20 protein-coding genes are annotated in these 18655 nt (G+C 28.7%); all 20 read right to left on the bottom strand.

Translation table 11 applies throughout. From position 1 onward, the window contains the following. On the bottom strand, positions 1–330 hold a 330-nt coding region (locus GOQ29_RS03645), incomplete at its 3' end, for a carboxyl transferase domain-containing protein (RefSeq protein WP_286672860.1). A 34-nt stretch (positions 331–364) separates the two neighbouring features. Further along, on the bottom strand, positions 365–766 hold the full coding sequence (mce, locus tag GOQ29_RS03640) for a methylmalonyl-CoA epimerase (protein WP_203371274.1): 402 nt from the start codon (positions 764–766) through the stop codon (positions 365–367). 14 nt (positions 767–780) lie between these two features. Beyond that, entirely contained in the window at positions 781–1722 is a 942-nt protein-coding gene (gene meaB / locus GOQ29_RS03635; RefSeq protein ID WP_350445967.1) for a methylmalonyl Co-A mutase-associated GTPase MeaB, read from the bottom strand. A 10-nt stretch (positions 1723–1732) separates the two neighbouring features. Next, complete coding sequence (locus GOQ29_RS03630) at positions 1733–2128, bottom strand: cobalamin B12-binding domain-containing protein (protein WP_203371273.1); 396 nt, start codon at positions 2126–2128, stop codon at positions 1733–1735. A 27-nt stretch (positions 2129–2155) separates the two neighbouring features. Further along, positions 2156–3835, bottom strand: a complete 1680-nt coding sequence (locus GOQ29_RS03625; RefSeq protein WP_425475065.1) for an acyl-CoA mutase large subunit family protein — start codon at positions 3833–3835, stop codon at positions 2156–2158. Positions 3836–4049: 214 nt separating this feature from the next. Continuing rightward, the gene (gene scpC, locus GOQ29_RS03620; protein WP_203371272.1) at positions 4050–5552 is read right to left on the bottom strand and encodes a succinyl-CoA:acetate CoA-transferase ScpC; all 1503 of its coding nucleotides are present in this window, start codon (positions 5550–5552) and stop codon (positions 4050–4052) included. A 13-nt stretch (positions 5553–5565) separates the two neighbouring features. Continuing rightward, the gene (locus GOQ29_RS03615) at positions 5566–5886 is read right to left on the bottom strand and encodes a DUF3870 domain-containing protein (protein WP_203371271.1); all 321 of its coding nucleotides are present in this window, start codon (positions 5884–5886) and stop codon (positions 5566–5568) included. 51 nt (positions 5887–5937) lie between these two features. Next, positions 5938–7323: an aspartate-alanine antiporter-like transporter gene (locus GOQ29_RS03610; RefSeq protein ID WP_350445966.1), complete on the bottom strand. Its 1386-nt coding sequence runs from the start codon at positions 7321–7323 to the stop codon at positions 5938–5940. Positions 7324–7653: 330 nt separating this feature from the next. Then, positions 7654–8037, bottom strand: a complete 384-nt coding sequence (locus tag GOQ29_RS03605) for a thioesterase family protein (protein WP_203371270.1) — start codon at positions 8035–8037, stop codon at positions 7654–7656. A 91-nt stretch (positions 8038–8128) separates the two neighbouring features. Then, entirely contained in the window at positions 8129–10003 is a 1875-nt protein-coding gene (ftsH, locus tag GOQ29_RS03600; protein WP_203371269.1) for an ATP-dependent zinc metalloprotease FtsH, read from the bottom strand. 76 nt (positions 10004–10079) lie between these two features. Next, positions 10080–10619, bottom strand: a complete 540-nt coding sequence (gene hpt, locus GOQ29_RS03595; RefSeq protein WP_203371268.1) for a hypoxanthine phosphoribosyltransferase — start codon at positions 10617–10619, stop codon at positions 10080–10082. 10 nt (positions 10620–10629) lie between these two features. Then, the gene (gene tilS, locus GOQ29_RS03590) at positions 10630–12012 is read right to left on the bottom strand and encodes a tRNA lysidine(34) synthetase TilS (protein ID WP_203371267.1); all 1383 of its coding nucleotides are present in this window, start codon (positions 12010–12012) and stop codon (positions 10630–10632) included. A 23-nt stretch (positions 12013–12035) separates the two neighbouring features. Beyond that, the gene (locus GOQ29_RS03585) at positions 12036–12899 is read right to left on the bottom strand and encodes a protein kinase domain-containing protein (RefSeq protein ID WP_203371266.1); all 864 of its coding nucleotides are present in this window, start codon (positions 12897–12899) and stop codon (positions 12036–12038) included. A 47-nt stretch (positions 12900–12946) separates the two neighbouring features. Continuing rightward, complete coding sequence (locus GOQ29_RS03580) at positions 12947–13663, bottom strand: vWA domain-containing protein (protein ID WP_203371265.1); 717 nt, start codon at positions 13661–13663, stop codon at positions 12947–12949. A gap of 66 nt (positions 13664–13729) precedes the next feature. Then, a complete protein-coding gene (spoIIE, locus tag GOQ29_RS03575; protein WP_203371264.1) occupies positions 13730–16129 on the bottom strand; it encodes a stage II sporulation protein E in 2400 nt (799 codons plus the stop codon). Between the two features lie 323 nt (positions 16130–16452). Continuing rightward, the gene (locus GOQ29_RS03570) at positions 16453–16854 is read right to left on the bottom strand and encodes a S1 RNA-binding domain-containing protein (protein WP_203371263.1); all 402 of its coding nucleotides are present in this window, start codon (positions 16852–16854) and stop codon (positions 16453–16455) included. An 86-nt stretch (positions 16855–16940) separates the two neighbouring features. Beyond that, a complete protein-coding gene (locus tag GOQ29_RS03565) occupies positions 16941–17324 on the bottom strand; it encodes an FtsB family cell division protein (protein WP_203371262.1) in 384 nt (127 codons plus the stop codon). A gap of 95 nt (positions 17325–17419) precedes the next feature. After that, positions 17420–17929 (bottom strand): spore cortex biosynthesis protein YabQ, encoded by a 510-nt coding sequence (gene yabQ, locus GOQ29_RS03560; protein ID WP_203371261.1) that lies wholly within the window; start codon positions 17927–17929, stop codon positions 17420–17422. Positions 17930–17973: 44 nt separating this feature from the next. Beyond that, positions 17974–18252 carry a sporulation protein YabP gene (yabP, locus tag GOQ29_RS03555; RefSeq protein WP_203371260.1) on the bottom strand — a complete coding sequence of 93 codons (279 nt, stop codon included), beginning with the start codon at positions 18250–18252 and terminating at the stop codon, positions 17974–17976. A gap of 100 nt (positions 18253–18352) precedes the next feature. Continuing rightward, positions 18353–18595 (bottom strand): RNA-binding S4 domain-containing protein, encoded by a 243-nt coding sequence (locus GOQ29_RS03550; protein WP_203371259.1) that lies wholly within the window; start codon positions 18593–18595, stop codon positions 18353–18355. Positions 18596–18655 lie beyond the last annotated feature (60 nt).

Raw genomic sequence — 18655 nt, 5'->3', positions numbered from 1 at the left:
AGTAATCTTAGCCGCATGCATCTCTCCTAAAGATCCACCTATTACAGTAAAGTCTTGGGCAAACACATATACTAGTCTACCATCAACAGTACCATATCCTGTAACAACGCCCTCCCCGGGAACCTTTTTCTTTTCCATTCCAAAATTAGTACATCTATGTTCCACAAATGTATCTATTTCAATGAAACTTCCTTCGTCTAATAAATGCTCTATTCTTTCCCTTGCTGTCATCTTTCCTTTAGAATGTTGTTTCTCTATACTTTTCTCTCCGCCTCCAAGTTTAACACTTGCTTTTTTTTGGCGTAATTCTTCTACTCTGTTATTGGACATCTATTAATCCTCCTTCTTAGCTGATTAATAATAATTAATCTCTTTGACAAATTTCCACTAATACACCATGAGTACTTTTAGGATGTAAGAAAGCTATTTTTGCTCCTCCTGCTCCATATCTTGGCTTTTCATCAATCATTTTTATTCCTTTTGCTTTCAATTCTTCTATACTCTTCTCTATATCATCTACCCTATACGCAATATGTTGTATACCTTGACCTTTTTTCTCAATAAATTTAGCTATAGGTCCATCTTTTTCTGTAGACTCTAACAATTCCATTTCACTATCGCCTATAGGTAAAAATGCAACTTTAACCTTCTGTTCCTCAACAACTTCTGTTCCTTGTAAATCCATACCTAAAATATCAGTATAAAATTTTATAGTTTCTTCTAAATCTTTAACAGCCACACCTATATGATCTACTTTTTTTACCATAATAATATCCTCCTTTAGATAATAGCTTTAAATAATTTATCCTTAGCAGTATAAGGATCTAATTCTTTATTATAAACATCTTTTAATACATTGTCTAATAACTTATATACATCTTTATCATTAAATATTCTTGATTTAATTTCATCTTCTATTAATGTAATTATTTCTGATCTTATCCTTTCAAGTCTTTTCTCTTCTAATTTACCTGTTGAAATTAAATATTCTTTATGTTTGTGTATTTCTTCTATAAGTTCTCTAATACCCTCATTTTGATTTGCTATAACATTAAGAATCGGCGGTTTTTTCTCCTCATTTCCCATCTCAACCATCATTCTTATTTCTCTTGTAGTTCTTTCAGAACCTTCCAAATCACTCTTATTTATAGCAAATATATCTGCTATTTCCATAATTCCCGCCTTAATAGCTTGAATATCATCTCCTAATCCAGGTACCATGACCATTACTACAGTATCAGCAGTTTTTACAATATCTACCTCGGATTGCCCCACTCCTACTGTTTCTACAAATATATAATCACATCCATATGCATCAAAAACTTTTATTCCTCCATGGGTTGCTTTTGATAATCCTCCCAAATGTCCTCTAGTACCCATACTTCTTATAAATACATTAGGATCAGTTGCCAATTTATTCATTCTTATTCTATCTCCAAGTATAGACCCTCCTGTGAAGGGACTAGTGGGGTCAATTGCAATAATCCCCACTTTTTTGCCCTGATTACTTAATTCCTTACTCAATCTATACGTTAAAGTACTTTTTCCTCCACCTGGTGGTCCTGTTATCCCAATTATATGAGCATTACCAGTATGCTCATATATTCCCTTCAAAATATCTTCTGCTTCTTTTTCATTATTTTCAATTTTTGTTATCATTCTTGCACAAGTTCTTTTATCTCCTCGAAGCAATTTATTTATTAAGTCCAAATTTAGCACCACCTAATATCCTCTACTTTTTCAAATTATTTTTTATAAATTCTATTGTTTTAGTAGTAGGAGTTCCTGGTGTGAATACTTCTGCTATACCAGCTTCTTTTAGTCCTGGTATATCATCATCTGGTATAACTCCTCCTCCTATAACAAGTACATCTTCTACTCCTTCTTCTTTAAAAAGTTTTACTACCTTTGGAAACAAATGATTATGAGCTCCAGATAATATACTCATAGCAACAACATCTACATCCTCCTGTATAGCCGCTGCTACTATTTGTTCTGGAGTTTGTCTAAGACCAGTATATATTACCTCCATACTTGCATCTCTAAGAGCTCTTGCAATAACTTTAGCTCCTCTATCATGACCATCTAGTCCTGGCTTAGCAACTAATACTCTAATTGGTCTATCCATTTAAACTCCTCCTTTATACATTTATCTCTATAACATTACCGCTTGTTCATATTCACCAAATATTTCTCTCATTACTCCACAAATCTCTCCTAGAGTGGCATATTCTTTAACTGCATCTATTATATATGGCATTACATTTTCATCACTTTCACAAGCTTTTCTTAAGTTTTCTAATTTATCTGAAACCGCTTCATTATCCCTTTCTTCTTTAAGAGCTTTTATTCTATCTTTTTGCATTTCTCCTACTGCAGGATCAACTTTTAATAGATCCTTTGGAGCTTCTTCTTCTGCCTGGAATTTATTCATTCCAACCACAATATTTTCTCCAGACTCAATATCCTTTTGGTAATTATAAGCAGCATCCATGATTTCTTTTTGGATGTATCCCTCATCAATAGCCTTAGGTGCTCCACCCATTTCGTCTATATTTTTAATATATTCCATAGCTTTTTCTTCAATTTCATCTGTCTTAGCTTCCACATAATATGATCCAGCTAAAGGATCTATTGTTTCTGTAACTCCACTTTCATGAGCGACAATTTGCTGAGTTCTTAGAGCAGTTCTTACAGATGTTTCTGAAGGTAAAGCCAATGCTTCATCTTTAGAATTTGTATGCAATGACTGAGTTCCTCCAAGAACAGCTGCTAATGTTTGAATAGCCACACGAACCACATTATTTTCTGGTTGTTGAGCTGTTAATGTAGAACCACCAGTTTGTGTATGAAATTTAAGCATCATTGATTTTGGATTTTTAGCTCCAAATCTTTCTTTCATTATTCTTGCCCATAATCTTCTAGCAGCTCTATACTTAGCAACTTCTTCTAATAAATCATTATGAGCATTAAAGAAGAATGATAGTCTTGGTGCAAATGAATCTACATCAAGACCTGCTTTAATTGCAGCTTCCACATATGCTATACCATCTGCTAATGTAAATCCTACTTCTTGAGCCGCTGTAGATCCAGCCTCTCTAATGTGATAACCAGAAATACTTATTGTATTCCATTTTGGTACATTTTCTGAACAATATTCAAATATATTAGTTATTAATCTCATAGATTCTTCCGTTGGGAATATATAAGTTCCACGAGCAATATACTCTTTTAAGATATCATTTTGGATAGTTCCCCTTAATTTTTCTTGAGATACCCCTTGCTTTTCAGCTACTGCTATATACATAGCCAATAGTACAGATGCTGGAGCATTTATAGTCATTGATGTACTTACTTTATCTAATGGTATACCATCAAAAAGTAATTCCATATCCTTTAATGAATCTATTGCAACTCCAACCTTTCCTACTTCTCCTTCTGCTAATGAATGATCCGAATCATATCCGATCTGAGTAGGTAAATCAAAAGCTACTGAAAGACCTGTTGAACCCTGCTCTACTAGATATTTATATCTTTTATTTGATTCTGCTGCAGTTGCAAATCCCGCATACATTCTCATAGTCCATAATCTACCTCTATACATAGTAGGTTGGACTCCTCTAGTATATGGATATTGTCCTGGATATCCTAAGTCATTTTCATAATCTAAATCTTCAACATTTTCAGGAGTATAAAGTCTATCTACTTTTAACCCTGAGCCAGTTTTAAATTCTTTTTTTCTTTCTGGGAATCTTGAAATAGCTTTATCAACAGTTGTTTCTTCCCATTTTTTAGTTGAATCCTTAATTTCTTTCATTTTCTCATCTTTAATCACAATTAGACCTCCTTTATTAAGAGCTAAAGATTATCAATAAAATACTTTTCTTCTTAATCCTAACTTATTTTATGACAAAATACTAGTACCTAGTACTAAAATTATTAGGAGTATTTTTTATAACTCTAAAATTTAACCCATATATTATGCTACAATTTTCTACATGTATTTATATAAAACCTTCAATATATTATAATGTTAATTTTTTTTAATATTACTTGATTTTCATTGTACCTTGTTCTAAAAATCTTTTATGCCAAGACAAAGACTTATCCATGGCATGAGGTAAATGTTTAGAAGCAGACTTTTCAAGAGAGCTGGATAAATATTCCATTAACTGTTCTTTATAATCTGGATGTGCACAATTTTCTATAATTGTTTTAGCTCTTTCTTTTGGACTCAATCCTCTTAAATCTGCAACTCCCTGTTCTGTAACAATAACATGAACATCATGTTCTGTATGATCATGATGAGATACCATTGGTACAATACTAGAAATATCTCCATTCTTTGCTATAGATTGAGTAGTAAATATAGATAAATATGCATTTCTAGCAAAATCTCCAGATCCACCTATACCATTCATCATTTTACTTCCCATTATATTAGTAGAATTTACATTTCCATATATATCTAATTCAATAGCTGTATTCATAGCTATAATACCTAATCTTCTTATCACCTCAGGATTATTACTTATTTCTTGAGGTCTTAAGACTACTTTTTCTTTATATTTATGAAAATTATCATAAAAATCATCTAGTCTATCAGGAGATACTGTTAGTGAAGTACCTGATGCAAAGGTTACTTTTCCTGAATCTAATAAATCTAATGCTGAATCCTGAATAACCTCTGAATATATTGTCAAATCCTCAAATTTAGAATCAACAAGTCCTCCCAAAACTGCATTAGCTACACTTCCTACTCCTGACTGTAATGGTAATAAATTTTCAGGCAATCTTCCTTCCTTTACTTCTTTCTCTAGAAATCCTATTAAATGTTTTGCCATTTGCTTTGATACGTCATCTATTGAAGCTACAGGTCTAGTTTTATCTTTTATATCAGATATTACTATTGCTACTATTTTATCCGGGTCACATGGTATATAATCCGTACCAATTCTTTCATTAGTTCTAGTTAATGGAATTGGTCTCCTATTTGGTGGATTTTCAGGACTATATATGTCATGAATTCCTTCTAATGCCAATGGTTGACTAGTATTTATCTCTACTATAACTTTATCTGCTTTTTCTACAAAAACATTAGAATTTCCTATTGAAGTAGAAGGTACTATTCCCCCATCTTCTCTAATAGCTACAGCTTCTACTAAAGCTATATCTATATTACCAAAAAAACCATATTTAACCCATTGTGGTACATGACTTAAATGCATATCAGAATATTGAACACTACCGTCATTGATTTTATTTCTTGAATCCTTATTAGTCTGATAAGGATATCTTCTTTTTAGCACTCCTGTTCTTGATAAAGCACCATCTAATTCATCTCCTACAGATGCACCAGTAATAATAGTTAGACCTAAATCTTCTCCCTTTTCTCCCCTTTCAGCTAATGCTAAAGGGACAGATTTTGGATATCCTGCTGGGGTAAATCCACTGGTACCAACTACCATGTCTTTTTCAAAGAATTTAGCTGCTTCTTTTGCTTCCATGATTTTATCTTTAAGCTTTGCACAACGCAATCTTTTCTCCAACAATTTATTTCCCCCTTCATTCTAAGTCTCCATGAATTTTTTTGTAATTTTTATGACATGTTCTAATAGCTGTCAAAACAGCCTTTTTAGCTGAACCAAAATAGTTATGTCTAAATTTATTTTCAATATGATTTATGTCATTTAATTTTTCTCCAACCAATAATTTTGAAACAAAATCTCTTGCTACATGTGTAGATAAAGTAGGTTCAGCTTCTAATATTTCACTTGTTTCCCTATCAACGACTAACCCTAAAGCTACTACTACATACAATTCTTTTGCAGTAATTCCATCTGGTAATTTTGCATAACCAGTCAAAAACACTTCATCATTCTTCACATTAACCACTCCATTTAAAAGCTTTTACCTATATTCTATCAAATATAAAAACTACATGGGTAATTTATGAAGAATAATTGTAAATAATACCATTCCTAATAATGCAAAGGGATATGTTGCTCCATAACCAGCTGCTGGTTCGTCGCTTCCTGCTGCTTCAATGGCTGCACCTAACCCTGGCGTAGATGTCATTCCACCACAAATTGCTCCAGACAACATAAGCCAATTTAATTTAAATACATATCTTCCAATTAAAAATCCAATTAACATACCCACAACACCTACAACTAATGATACTAAAGCTAAATATGCACCCGCTGTTGAACTAACCACAGAATTTATAACAACAAATCCATATCTTAATCCAACTATTGCAAGGAAGAATGCTAATGATAATTGTCTTACAACACTAAGGATATTGCTATCCATTCTAAAATAAAGAGGACCTATCTTTCCTATATATCCTAACAATAAAGAACCTATAAGTACTCCTCCAGTAGCTCCTAAACTAAAATCTCCTAATGGTCCAAGAGGAATAGTGATCTGACCTATAGTATAACCAAATAAACAAGCTACTGAAAACGCTATCAAATCAAAACTAACAGTCTTAATCTCTTTCACATTTGCAGCTTTTCTTGCAGCCTCCATCTCTTCTCTATATAATTTTCTTTCTTTTTCCACATCTAATTTAAATATATTAGGAAAAAAATTCACCGCAAGTATAACCACAAGAACTCCAAAAGGATATCCAATAGCATGACCAGCTCCAATTCCTGCCTCAGCATTATTAATAAACTCACTTTTTTGTTCTGATGTCAATTGAAATCCTTCTTTAGTAATTTCTTCTGAGTCTATATCTAACTCTTTAGCTATCTTTATTTTTTCATTGTCATTCATATCATCAAATTCTGCAATTTTATCAGTTGCATGGTCTGTAGCAGTTTCAATAGCCGCTGCTAACCCAGGAGAACTAGTTAATGCTCCTGTATATACTCCAGCAACTTCATAAGGATTTGAATCCTCACTTAAAATTGTCATTACATATGTGGCTCCTGCAGCTATACAAGTAATTACAAGGCCTAAAAGAATAAATTTTGTACCATACTTTTTAATAACCACATTCATGTCTTTTGCAGCTAATAAACCTACAGCTGCTACAAATAATATTAAAAATAAATTAAAGAAATCCTTAGGAATAACTCCGACTGATAACATATTTTGTGCTGAACTATAACCTGTAGAACCTTCTGAAAAACCATTTGCATATTTTGTTATAACCCATCCTATAACAATACCTGTAAATAATGCTCCAGAAACTCCAAAATTAAATTTTCCAAACTTAATTTTTCCAAAAAGCAAACCAGTAAATACAGCTAAAAACATTAAAATAAAAGGATTAGTTATCCATCCTACAAAGTCGAAAAACTGATAATTCACACTTATTCCCCCTTATAATTTAATGAAACCTAAAATATTTAAACTAGTCTATCACCTCCAATTGTTAAATTTATATCAAAATTTAAAATAAAAAAACACAGCAAGACTAAGGCATAAAACTTAGACTACCGTGTTATAATTATTTTTATTGATAGAAAGTTGTTCCATCACCATAATTATATGGTATCTTTATTAAATTTTCTTACTATTTTCACTTTTTATTATAATACATCATGAAAACATTTGCAAGAACAAATTATTATTTTCGTTATTATATGACATGATTATATATTTTTCTACATTTACTTGCTTTTCTCTAAAAAATCATATCTATTTTAATTTATCCAAAAATTTATTCTTATTTATAATATATCTTATATGAATTCCTTCTCCAATTTTTTTATTTTCATCATAAGCAGAGACATTAAAATATAATCTTTTACCTTCTATTTTTGTAAGTACTGCTTTTGCCCATACTTTTTTGCCTAAAGGAGTTGCAGAAATATGATCTACATCTACTTTTACGCCTACTGTGGAATATTCTTCTCCTAATGCTTCATCCACAGTATTTAATGCAGCATTTTCCATCAATCCAATCATCATAGGCGTAGCATATACATATATGGTACCACTTCCAAATTTAGCAGCAGTATTTTCTTCAACCACTACATCTTCTGCTCTACCTTTCATATTTAATTCTAGATTAAATTCCATATTATCACTCCTACTTATTTTATTTATATAATATTATAACAAAAAAATATAAAAATCGAATAAAAAATGGCCACAATTGTGACCATCATATTTATTCTATATCTTCATCATTTGAATCATTTTCAGTTGTATCATCTTCTAAATCATCATTTTGAACTTCATTATCTTCTTCAAATATGCTATTAAATTCTTTTTCATTTAATGTTTCTTGTTCTAATAGTTTATGAGCTACTTCGTGAAGTTTATCTATATTCTCTGATAAAAGACGTTCTGCTTCACTATATGCCATTTCTATTATTCTTCTCATTTCATGATCTATTTCTGATGCAACTTCTTCACTATAATCTTTACTTCTTCCTATATCTTTTCCTAGGAATACATTGCTGTCATCTTTTCCATATGTCATAGGTCCAAGCTTGTCACTCATACCATAATGAGTCACCATATCTCTAGCTAATTTAGTTGCTCTTTCAATATCATTAGACGCTCCAGTACTTATATCTTCTAGTACTAATTTTTCTGCTACTCTACCACCAAGTAGTTCTACTATTTTTTCCTGCATCTCTGTCTTAGACATATAACTTCTATCTTCTGTTGGAAGACTCATAGTGAACCCTCCTGCTCTTCCTCTAGGCATAATTGTAACCATATGAACAGGATCTGTCGTTGGTAATAATTTCCCTACTACCGCATGACCAGCCTCATGATATGCAGTAAGATTATTCTCTTTATCACTTCTTACTCTACTACGTTTTTCTGGTCCTGCAATCACTTTAGTTATTGCTTCTTCTAAAAGTCTCATTGGGATTTCTTTAAGGTTCTCCCTAGCAGATAATAATGCTGCTTCATTCATTAAATTTTCTAAATCTGCTGGTGTAAATCCTATTGTTCTTCTAGCAATAACATTTAAATCTACATCACCTTCTAATGGCTTACCTCTAGAATGTATCTTAAGAATAGCTTCTCTACCTTTAATATCAGGTATTCCAACTTGTACTTGTCTATCAAATCTACCAGGTCTTAATAAAGCTGGATCCAATATATCAGGTCTATTTGTTGCCGCTATTATAATAATTCCTTCATTTATGCCAAATCCATCCATTTCTACGAGCAACTGATTTAGGGTTTGTTCTCTTTCATCATGTCCTCCCCCTAATCCTGCTCCTCTTCTTCTTCCCACAGCATCTATCTCATCAATAAACACAATACATGGTGAAGTTTTCTTCGCTTGTTCAAACAAGTCTCTGACTCTTGATGCTCCAACACCTACAAACATTTCAACAAAGTCTGAACCACTTATACTAAAAAATGGTACTTCTGCCTCTCCTGCTGTTGCTTTTGATAAATAAGTCTTACCTGTTCCTGGAGGTCCTACCATCAATACTCCCTTTGGTATTCTGGCTCCTAGATGTGTAAATTTCTTTGGATTCTTCAAAAAGTCTACAATTTCAACTAACTCTTCCTTTTCTTCTTCTAAACCAGCTACATCATCAAATGTAATTTTATTCTTTGGATCTTCTTTATGCATTTTTGCTTTACTTTTCCCAAATGACATCACTCTTCCTCCGCCACCCTGAGATTGTTGCATAAATACAAACCAAAACACTACAAATATCAATACAATCAATATAGTAGGTAATGCACTAATTATCCAAGGAGTTCCTGGCTCTGGTTCAGCACTTACGTTTTTTATATTACTATCTTTAATTAACTCATCATAATAATCTTTTTGTACATCTGGTACATATGATGTAAATTTAGTATTATCCTTATCATCAAGCTCACCTTTTATCGTATTATCTACAAAAGTTATGCTCTTTATATTATCCTTTTCAATTTCTACCTTTAATTCTTCATATCCCATTTCAACAGGTTTTGCATCATTTGTAAAAAAATATTGGACTATGAGAATTAAAACTACAAATATAAGCAAATAAATGCTTATACCTCTAAAAAACTTCCTCAAAAGTGTTCCTCCTTCCGCTTTTTAAAATTAACAATAAATTATTCTACCATATATATAACTAAAATACAATACAGCCTTATCCAAGGTATACTTCTTCCTTTAAAATACCAATATAAGGTAAATTCCTGTATTTTTCAGCATAATCTAAACCATAACCTACAAGAAAAACATCTGGAACAACAAAACCTCTATATTTTACATTCATTTCTACTTTTCTTCCTTCAGGTTTATCTAATAAAGAACATATCTCTATACTCTTTGGTGACCTAGATTTTAATATCTCTCCTAAATATTTAAGTGTTAATCCACTATCAACAATATCTTCCACAATTAATATATTTTTACCCTCAATACTAGAATCTAAATCTTTAATTATTTTAACTACTCCAGAGGATATAGTTTGATTTCCATAACTAGATACATCCATAAAGTCTATTTCTATAGGCATATCAATATTTTTTATTAATTCTGCCATGAATACAATTGCACCTTTTAAGATACATATTACTGTAAGATCTTCTCCATTATAATGCTTTGATATTTTCTTACCTAATTCTTTTATTTTGCTTTTCAATTCTTCCTCAGTAATTAAAATTTCTCTTATATCTTTTTTCATAGAAGTCCCCCTATTTATTTATTGAAATTTTTAATATTCTTTTTGTACTGCTATCTATCTTATAATCTTCACTTATTCTATATCCTACCACCCATATTATACCTTTTTCATCATAAATTAGTGGTGTCTTGTCCCTTTTATCTCTAGGTACTTTTTCATCTATAAAAAAATCTTTTAATTTTTTAGTTCCATTCATTCCTAATGGTTTAAACTTATCTCCTGATTCTCTATTTCTAATAAACAAGTCTTTATCTATTTTATCATAATCAAAATATTTTATAAACATATCTTTGGATTTAATATTCTTAATATTTTTATCGACTAATTGAATATCAATTTTCATATTTAATTCTGGTATGAAATTGATTCTATTTAAATAAAGCTTAGACTTAAAATTACAAGTTTTATTATCCTTTTTTATCTGTAAAATTAATTTATTATATTCTGTATATCCCTCAATATCATTAGATATATCAACCTTTTTCCCTGTAATATTATTTTTAACAAGATTTATTATTACTTCTATATGTACCTCTTCAATTCCTTTTAAATGTCCTATTATTTTTTCAATAGCTACTCTAATAATTCTATACTGAATAGCTTTATGTTCTTTTATTAATTCATTGATATCTATTTCTATCTTATTTGCATCAATCCTCATTACAACTCTTTTAAAAACATCTTTAGTATAAACATTTATAAAATCAAAATCCCTCTCTATGATTCTTGAAGTTCTAAAAAGAGTATCTATAATAGATGGATTATAATTTTCTTCTATCATGGGAATTAAATTAAGCCTAATACTATTTCTCCTATAAATATCCATCTTATTTGTTTTATCTATTCTCACAGGTATATTATTACATAAAATATATTCTTCTATTTCATTTCTAGATATATCTAATATAGGCCTTATTACATCATTACTTTTATAATCCATTCCTTTAAGTCCATCAATTCCTGTACCTCTAAAGAACCTCATCAATAATGTTTCTCCTTGATCATTTTTATTATGAGCTACAGCAATAACCCCTTTTCCATAATCAGATAAGGTTTTTCTAAAAAATCTATATCTCAATTCTCTTCCTGCTTCTTCTGAAGTGAGATTATTCTCATTAGCATATTCATCCATATTCACTCTTATAAAATGATATGGAATATTTAAATTCTTGCATTCATCTTTTACAAATTTTTCATCTTCATCAGATTCTATACCCCTAACACCATGATTTATATGGCAAACTATTATATTAAAATTTAATACCTCTTTCAGTTTATATAAAATAGAAAATAAAAACATTGAATCTGGACCACCTGAAACCCCAATTACTACATTATCTTCTTCTTCAATCAAGTCATGTATTTTTATAGTATCTAATACTCTCCCTTCCATTATTTCACCTCATGTTTAAAAATCTATTTGTTGAATGTAAAAAATATAAATATTAGGAATATACCTATACTACCCCAAAAAAAAGTATCTATCCAATTTCTACAATGTTTATTTTCTTCAAACTTACCTTCTCTAATAATATCTTTAAGTCTACCTGTATATTCTCTTATATCATAATTACCTATCATTCCATTAATCAATACTTTTTTTATATTAGAAGCAAGATTTGAATCCTTTATTCTATATAATATATCTTCAATGCTATTTGTCAATGGATTATATTCCTTCTTATATAAAAGAGATATTATAATCATATTAATAGAAAAAGTTAAGCTCTTATCATCATAATGAGGCCTATCTCTCCAACAATGCATATTATATGTTGGAGTATATTCTTTTATTGATTGTCCTATTTTTGAAACCCCTCCAAAATCAATAATTTTTATCATCATATTCTTTTTATCTATAAGGATATTTTCTAACTTTACATCCCAATAAATATAACCTTTTGAATATATTTCCTTTAATATTTCTCCTATTATGATAGCTACAGATAATATATCTTTTATACTTATAGTTCTTAATAAGTATTTTTTTAAAGATTCCCCTTTTATATACTCCATTATAATAAAATGATTTTCTTCTCCTTGAATGTATCCATCATCTAACTCATAAACCCTGGGTATAGCTGATAAATAAGAAAACTCTTTAAGTATTTTATATTCCTTAGTTAAAGACATTAAATCTTTAGAAGCTTTTAATACAAATACTCTTTCCTTATCATCCACTACCTTATATATATATCCTATACCGCCTTTTTCTATAAAATTTTCAATCCAATAAATATTTTTATTCCATTTTCCTTTTATAATATCATTCTTTTCCATTTTTTACCCCACAATAATAAAATAAGGATCTAGGAAAACCCTAAATCCTATAATATTAAACATCCTTCTTCTAAATCCTCTTCAATCTCTTTCCCTTCTAATATACGAAAAGCTCCATATAATGCTTCAGCTGTAGGTGTATTTCCTGAAATTTTTATATTCTCTAAACTTCTCTTTAAAATATTTATATCTTCAGTAAAATCACATGTTAAATTATAATTTTCTCCTCTCATATATGGAAAAGATAATACAGCTATTTCACTTTTACCTTCTCTAGAATTCAATATATTCAATAAACTTAGTATACTTTTTTTAGCAATATCTATTTTAGATACCATACTTTTACTTGTATCTAATAAAATAATACATTTTAAATTTATCGAATCTGATAAATTATCCATTAAACCAAGTATTTTTTCTCTTGAATCAGGTTTTAAATCATTTATTTCTGTATCAATAATTGATTTTAACTCTTTATTAACTGCAGTTTGTATAGTTTGATATATTGATTTCTGAGTTACCATCTGCATCGTCTGTTGAAGTTTATCTAGTTCTGTTATTTCCCAGACTCCCTTTCCAATTCTAGCTATTTGTTCTATTTCATATCTAGCCATCTCACTACTATCTCTGTTAATAATACCTATTGTACTTATAGTTATACCTGCTTCAGATACTATTTTAGCAGATTCCATAGGATCTCCTTTTCCATTTGATTCTCCATCGGTAACTAAAATTATCTGCTTAAATAGAACTTCTTTTTCCATTTATTATACCCCCTATTGATATTTATATTTAATTATTGCCAATAGGGTATTATATATACAACTTTTTTATCTCTTACGAGTCTTATCTTTTTTCCATACTTTAGTAACTAAAACAGTCATATCATCTCTATTAGCTTCTTCACATATATTTATCGCCTCATCTAATATTTTATCTGCTACAGTTTGAGGATTTCTACTAGATATATTATTTATAATATCTTTCATCCAATTTTCTTTATCATCACAAGCTTGATGGGCATCTAATATACCATCAGACATCATTATAATTAAGTCCCCATCTTCCATATTACTTTCATAAATATTAAACTCTACTTCCTTAAGAATGCCAACAGGTAGCGTAGTAGAATTGATTATTTCTACTTTGTCTTTCTTTTTTATAAATGTAGGAGCCGATCCAATTTTTATAAATTGAACACTCCCTTTATATAAATCTAATATTGACATATCTATTGTTGTAAATACTTCTTCACTAGATTTTAATACTAATATTGAATTTATGGTTTTTAAGGCTAATTCTTTATCATAACCTACCTCTAAAAATTTTTCTAATAAATTTATTGCTATACTACTTTCTTCTTTGGCTCTTTCTCCCCTTCCCATCCCATCACTCAAAACTGCATAATAATTATTCTGTCTTTCTCCAAATGTATAACTATCTCCAGAAATACAATCATTATTATCATGATATAATGCTATTCTAGTAGCAGCATTATATCTATTAGATTTAATTAATTTAAATTTTACTCCTTTACCATAATCTAAATCACTTGTAGAAAATCTATCTCTTATTAATCGATATCCAACTACTTTAGATGCTATATTTGTCACTTTTTCTATCATCCTTTCTTTATTATTTAAAACATTTAAATCTACATATATCTCAAATTTATTATCTTGAGATTCTGTTACAGTTATTTCATTAGTGGATATATTCTCTTTTTTCAATTCACTATATATTGTTTTTTCTACTTCTTCCTTAAATTTTATATCAGCATATATCTCATTTGATAAATCTTCAATAATATTACTCACTCCATCTAATTGTTGAGAAACCAATTGTCTGCTTTCTAATATCTTTCCTTCCCATTTATAATTTAATTTATATATATTAAACGCTTGATTAATCACTTCTATAAGTCTTTCAAATCTCACACATCTTTTTTTAAATAACTCTGGTACATCTCCTTTATTTATTTGACCCTTATTTTCTAATATATTAATCAACTTAAACATTTCTTGATAAGTATTATAAAAATCTTGCTCCCAACAAATCCTATTCATAGAACAATTCTTGCAAGTTTTTGACGCAACTGAATCCATAAACTTGCTTATATCATTTTCTTCTAATATACGTTCTCTTTCTGATACTTTTTTAAATATTTCTGATAATTCCTTAAATACTGTAGAAAATTCTTTAAGTCTTCTAAAAGTCATATCCTTTATTCTATTGCTATAGATATCTTCTATCAAATATCCTCTATTAGTTCTCACAATAATTCTATTTCCAAATTCAGATATATAATTTGACAATAGAAGGAAAATTATCGACGCTAAAATCATCTCTTTAAATCCTACAAGTTGTTCAGCAAATCCATTTATATAAAAAGACATAATTATATTTCCTAAAGTAAAACCTATTATCGTCCCAATCTTTCCTATGTCTTTAAATACTCCTGATAAAAGACCTGCTATAGCATAAATCGATATAATATAAGGCATGTCCACTTGAGACATAGAACTTATTAAACCAATATTAACGCCTATTACAGTTCCCATAGTAACACCTCTAGTATAGGAAAAAAACAATATAAGGAATATTCCGACAACATCCATTATAGATAATCCAAAAATTGATATTCCTCCTATTCCAGCAACTCCAACCGATATCATAATAACTGCTGATATCATTTCTTCATTAGTTAATAATCTATCCCCACTAGTTTCTAATGGATTTATACTATAAATGAATATAAATATTAAAGCAAACACCGTAATTCCTTCAAATAAATAAATTATTAAATCATACATATAAAAATCTGTACTTATCAACACAATAATTTTAAATAATGTTAAAATTAATCCTCCTAATAAAGAGGCTTTTATATTAGATTTTTTATCTCCTAATGCATTCATAATAACGTATATAATAATCATTGGAATTATATACTGATAACTATATAATCCATGAATACTTATCATTCCAATTATTCCTGCTATTAATACATGTATTCTTGCTCTTTTCTTAGTATAATATGACGTAATAAACGCTATACCAAAAGGCGTTAAATTATTCATTATAGATGCTCTTGATATAAAAAAAGCTATCACAAATATTATTATATCCTTACGCCCAATACTTCTATTTTGAATATTTTCAATTATTATTCTTAATGTCCACCTCCATCCTTTTTTATCTCTTAAATTACTTACTTCAGTACTTATCACTAGAAACCACCAACCCTCTATATGATGTGTATCAATTGTATCAAATTCCAAATGAAATATTTGTCAATAAGGGTTGTCCAATAAAAAATATTTTTGACATATAACACTTTATAATTATAAAATTTTTCATTTTTTTGGTCATAAAAGCTTTCAAATAATTAACTATAATATTCCAATTATATTTATTAATATATTAATACTTAAATTTGTCGAAAAAAATGATAAAAGAACAACTAGTTTTTAGTTGTTCTTTTATCATCATATTTTAAAATTAATACAATTTATTCCATAGTACAAAAATACTCTTATTAATTCAATATAAATTATTTTATACCTTTAGAACTTATACCTTTTTTTGAATCTCTTGATTTGATCTGGTCTTGTCTTTCAGTACTTTCTTTTAAGAACTTTGAAAGTTTATCCTCAAAAGACATTTTTTTCATTTTTTGATCACTTTTATTAGACCAATCAATTTCTCCAGGATTATTTGTTTTAGGTTTAGCTTGTCTGACAGATAAACTTATCTTACCTTTTTCTACAGATAATACCTTAACCTTAACTTTCTGATTTTTCTTTAAATAATTATGAATATCCTTTACATAATCATCAGAAACCTCAGAAATATGCACTAGTCCTGTTTCTCCTTCTGATAGTTGAATAAATGCACCAAAATTAGTTATCCCAGTAACAGTTCCTTCAACTACATTTCCTACTTTAACGGGCATAAATACAATACTCCTCCTTTTAAAATATAACTATAATCTACTAAAGTATATATTAAGATTTAATAGATGTCAATATCACTAATAATTTAAGGATTTTCTTTGAATATATTATTTAATTTATTCTTATCTATATATATAATTTCATTAGGTTTTACCATAAAAAGTTCTTCTCTAGCTATATTCTCTATATATTCTAATATATTTTTATACTCCTTAATTTGTTCATCATTATCCAGTGACTCAATATATTTCATAGGATCATCAGCTAATACTATCTTATCTAAATATTCTGCCTTCTTAGTATTATCTTCTATGTATTTATTTAAACTTTCTTTTTCTTGTTCTTTTTTCTCAATTTGAGATTGAAGTTCATTAGCTTTCATTTCTTGTTTTATAAACATACTTACCAAATAGATTATTAAAGCAATTATCAAGATATATTTTATTTTGAATTTTTTTCGCTTTTTCATATACCTCATCCTCTATTTTTTATTAACATAAGGCTTTATACTATATATTTATATTATATGTTAAAACTATAATTTATTAAAGTCGTAATTTATACCTATTTTTTCCTAATTAACTTTTTAATCTGTTTTTTATATTCTTTTGTTGTTAAAATAGGTATTTTACAATATTTTTTTATCTTTTTACCTCCAATTTTTCCTTGTTTTAAAATTTTTCTCCCAGGAATTTTCAAGATATTAATAATAATCCTTATAGGATAAGTAACAATATATATAATCTTCTTTATTAAATTAATTATCTTCTCTCCTATATAAACTAGAATTTTTATTACTATTTTACTTAATAATCTATTATATAAAAAGAAACCTATAATGAATCCTAAAAATATATACCACCTTAATTCTGCCCAATTACTATAATATAATAGTATTAAAGTAGTCATAAGAATGATTATCCAAAATACTATATCTTGAATAATAGTTGCAACACTTTTAGGTTTAACATAATATCTAAATATTCTATATAAATCATAAATAAAAGCTATTAATATACCACCATAAATAGATGTGAGAAATACATGAAATTGATTTGATACTAAGTTTTCCATAATGCCTCCAATCAAAAATTAAACCAATGGCTAAAACCATCGGTTTATTTAAAAATTTTTCTTAAAAACCCATTTTCTTTAGAATTAGAAGTAGATTTATTACTATATACAAGAGATTGTAGCATTCCTTCTATCTTTACATTTCCATCTTCTAAATTTAATTTGCTTATATTTAAAGATTCTCCTTTAATCATTAGAGATCCCTCCACTGTATCAAGCACAATTTGTTCTTCATTAAAATTTTCAACATGTTCTACTCCGGAGATACTTAACTTTTTTCTATCTTCTAAAATAAGATTTTGTGATTTAACTTTGTCCTCCATATATATTACCTCCTACTATTCCTATGTATAAATGTATGAATATATTTCTAAGATTATTACAAAAAAATACCCAATAAATCTTAAGATTTATTGGGTATCTTTAATTAATAATCTTATACATACCTTGAGCTTTATCCTTGGGAGCATGTTCTAATAATTCTAATACTTTTACTTCCATAGTATTATTACCAAAATCTATTTTTATTTTATCCCCCACACTCACTTCACTACCAGCTTTAACTGCTCTTCCATTAATATATACTCTTCCTGTATCACAAGCTTCTTTTGCTACTGTTCTACGCTTTATTATTCTTGAATTTTTAAGAAATTTATCTATTCTCATAATATCCCACCTTAAATTACACTATTCAAAGAAGAAATCAGGTCATAGACCTGATTTCTT

Source organism: Anaeromonas gelatinilytica, assembly GCF_016820635.1.
GTDB lineage: Bacteria > Bacillota > Clostridia > Tissierellales > SIT17 > Anaeromonas > Anaeromonas gelatinilytica.
The sequence above is the reverse complement of the archived record's forward strand: the minus strand, read 5'-3'. Positions and strand labels throughout refer to the sequence as shown.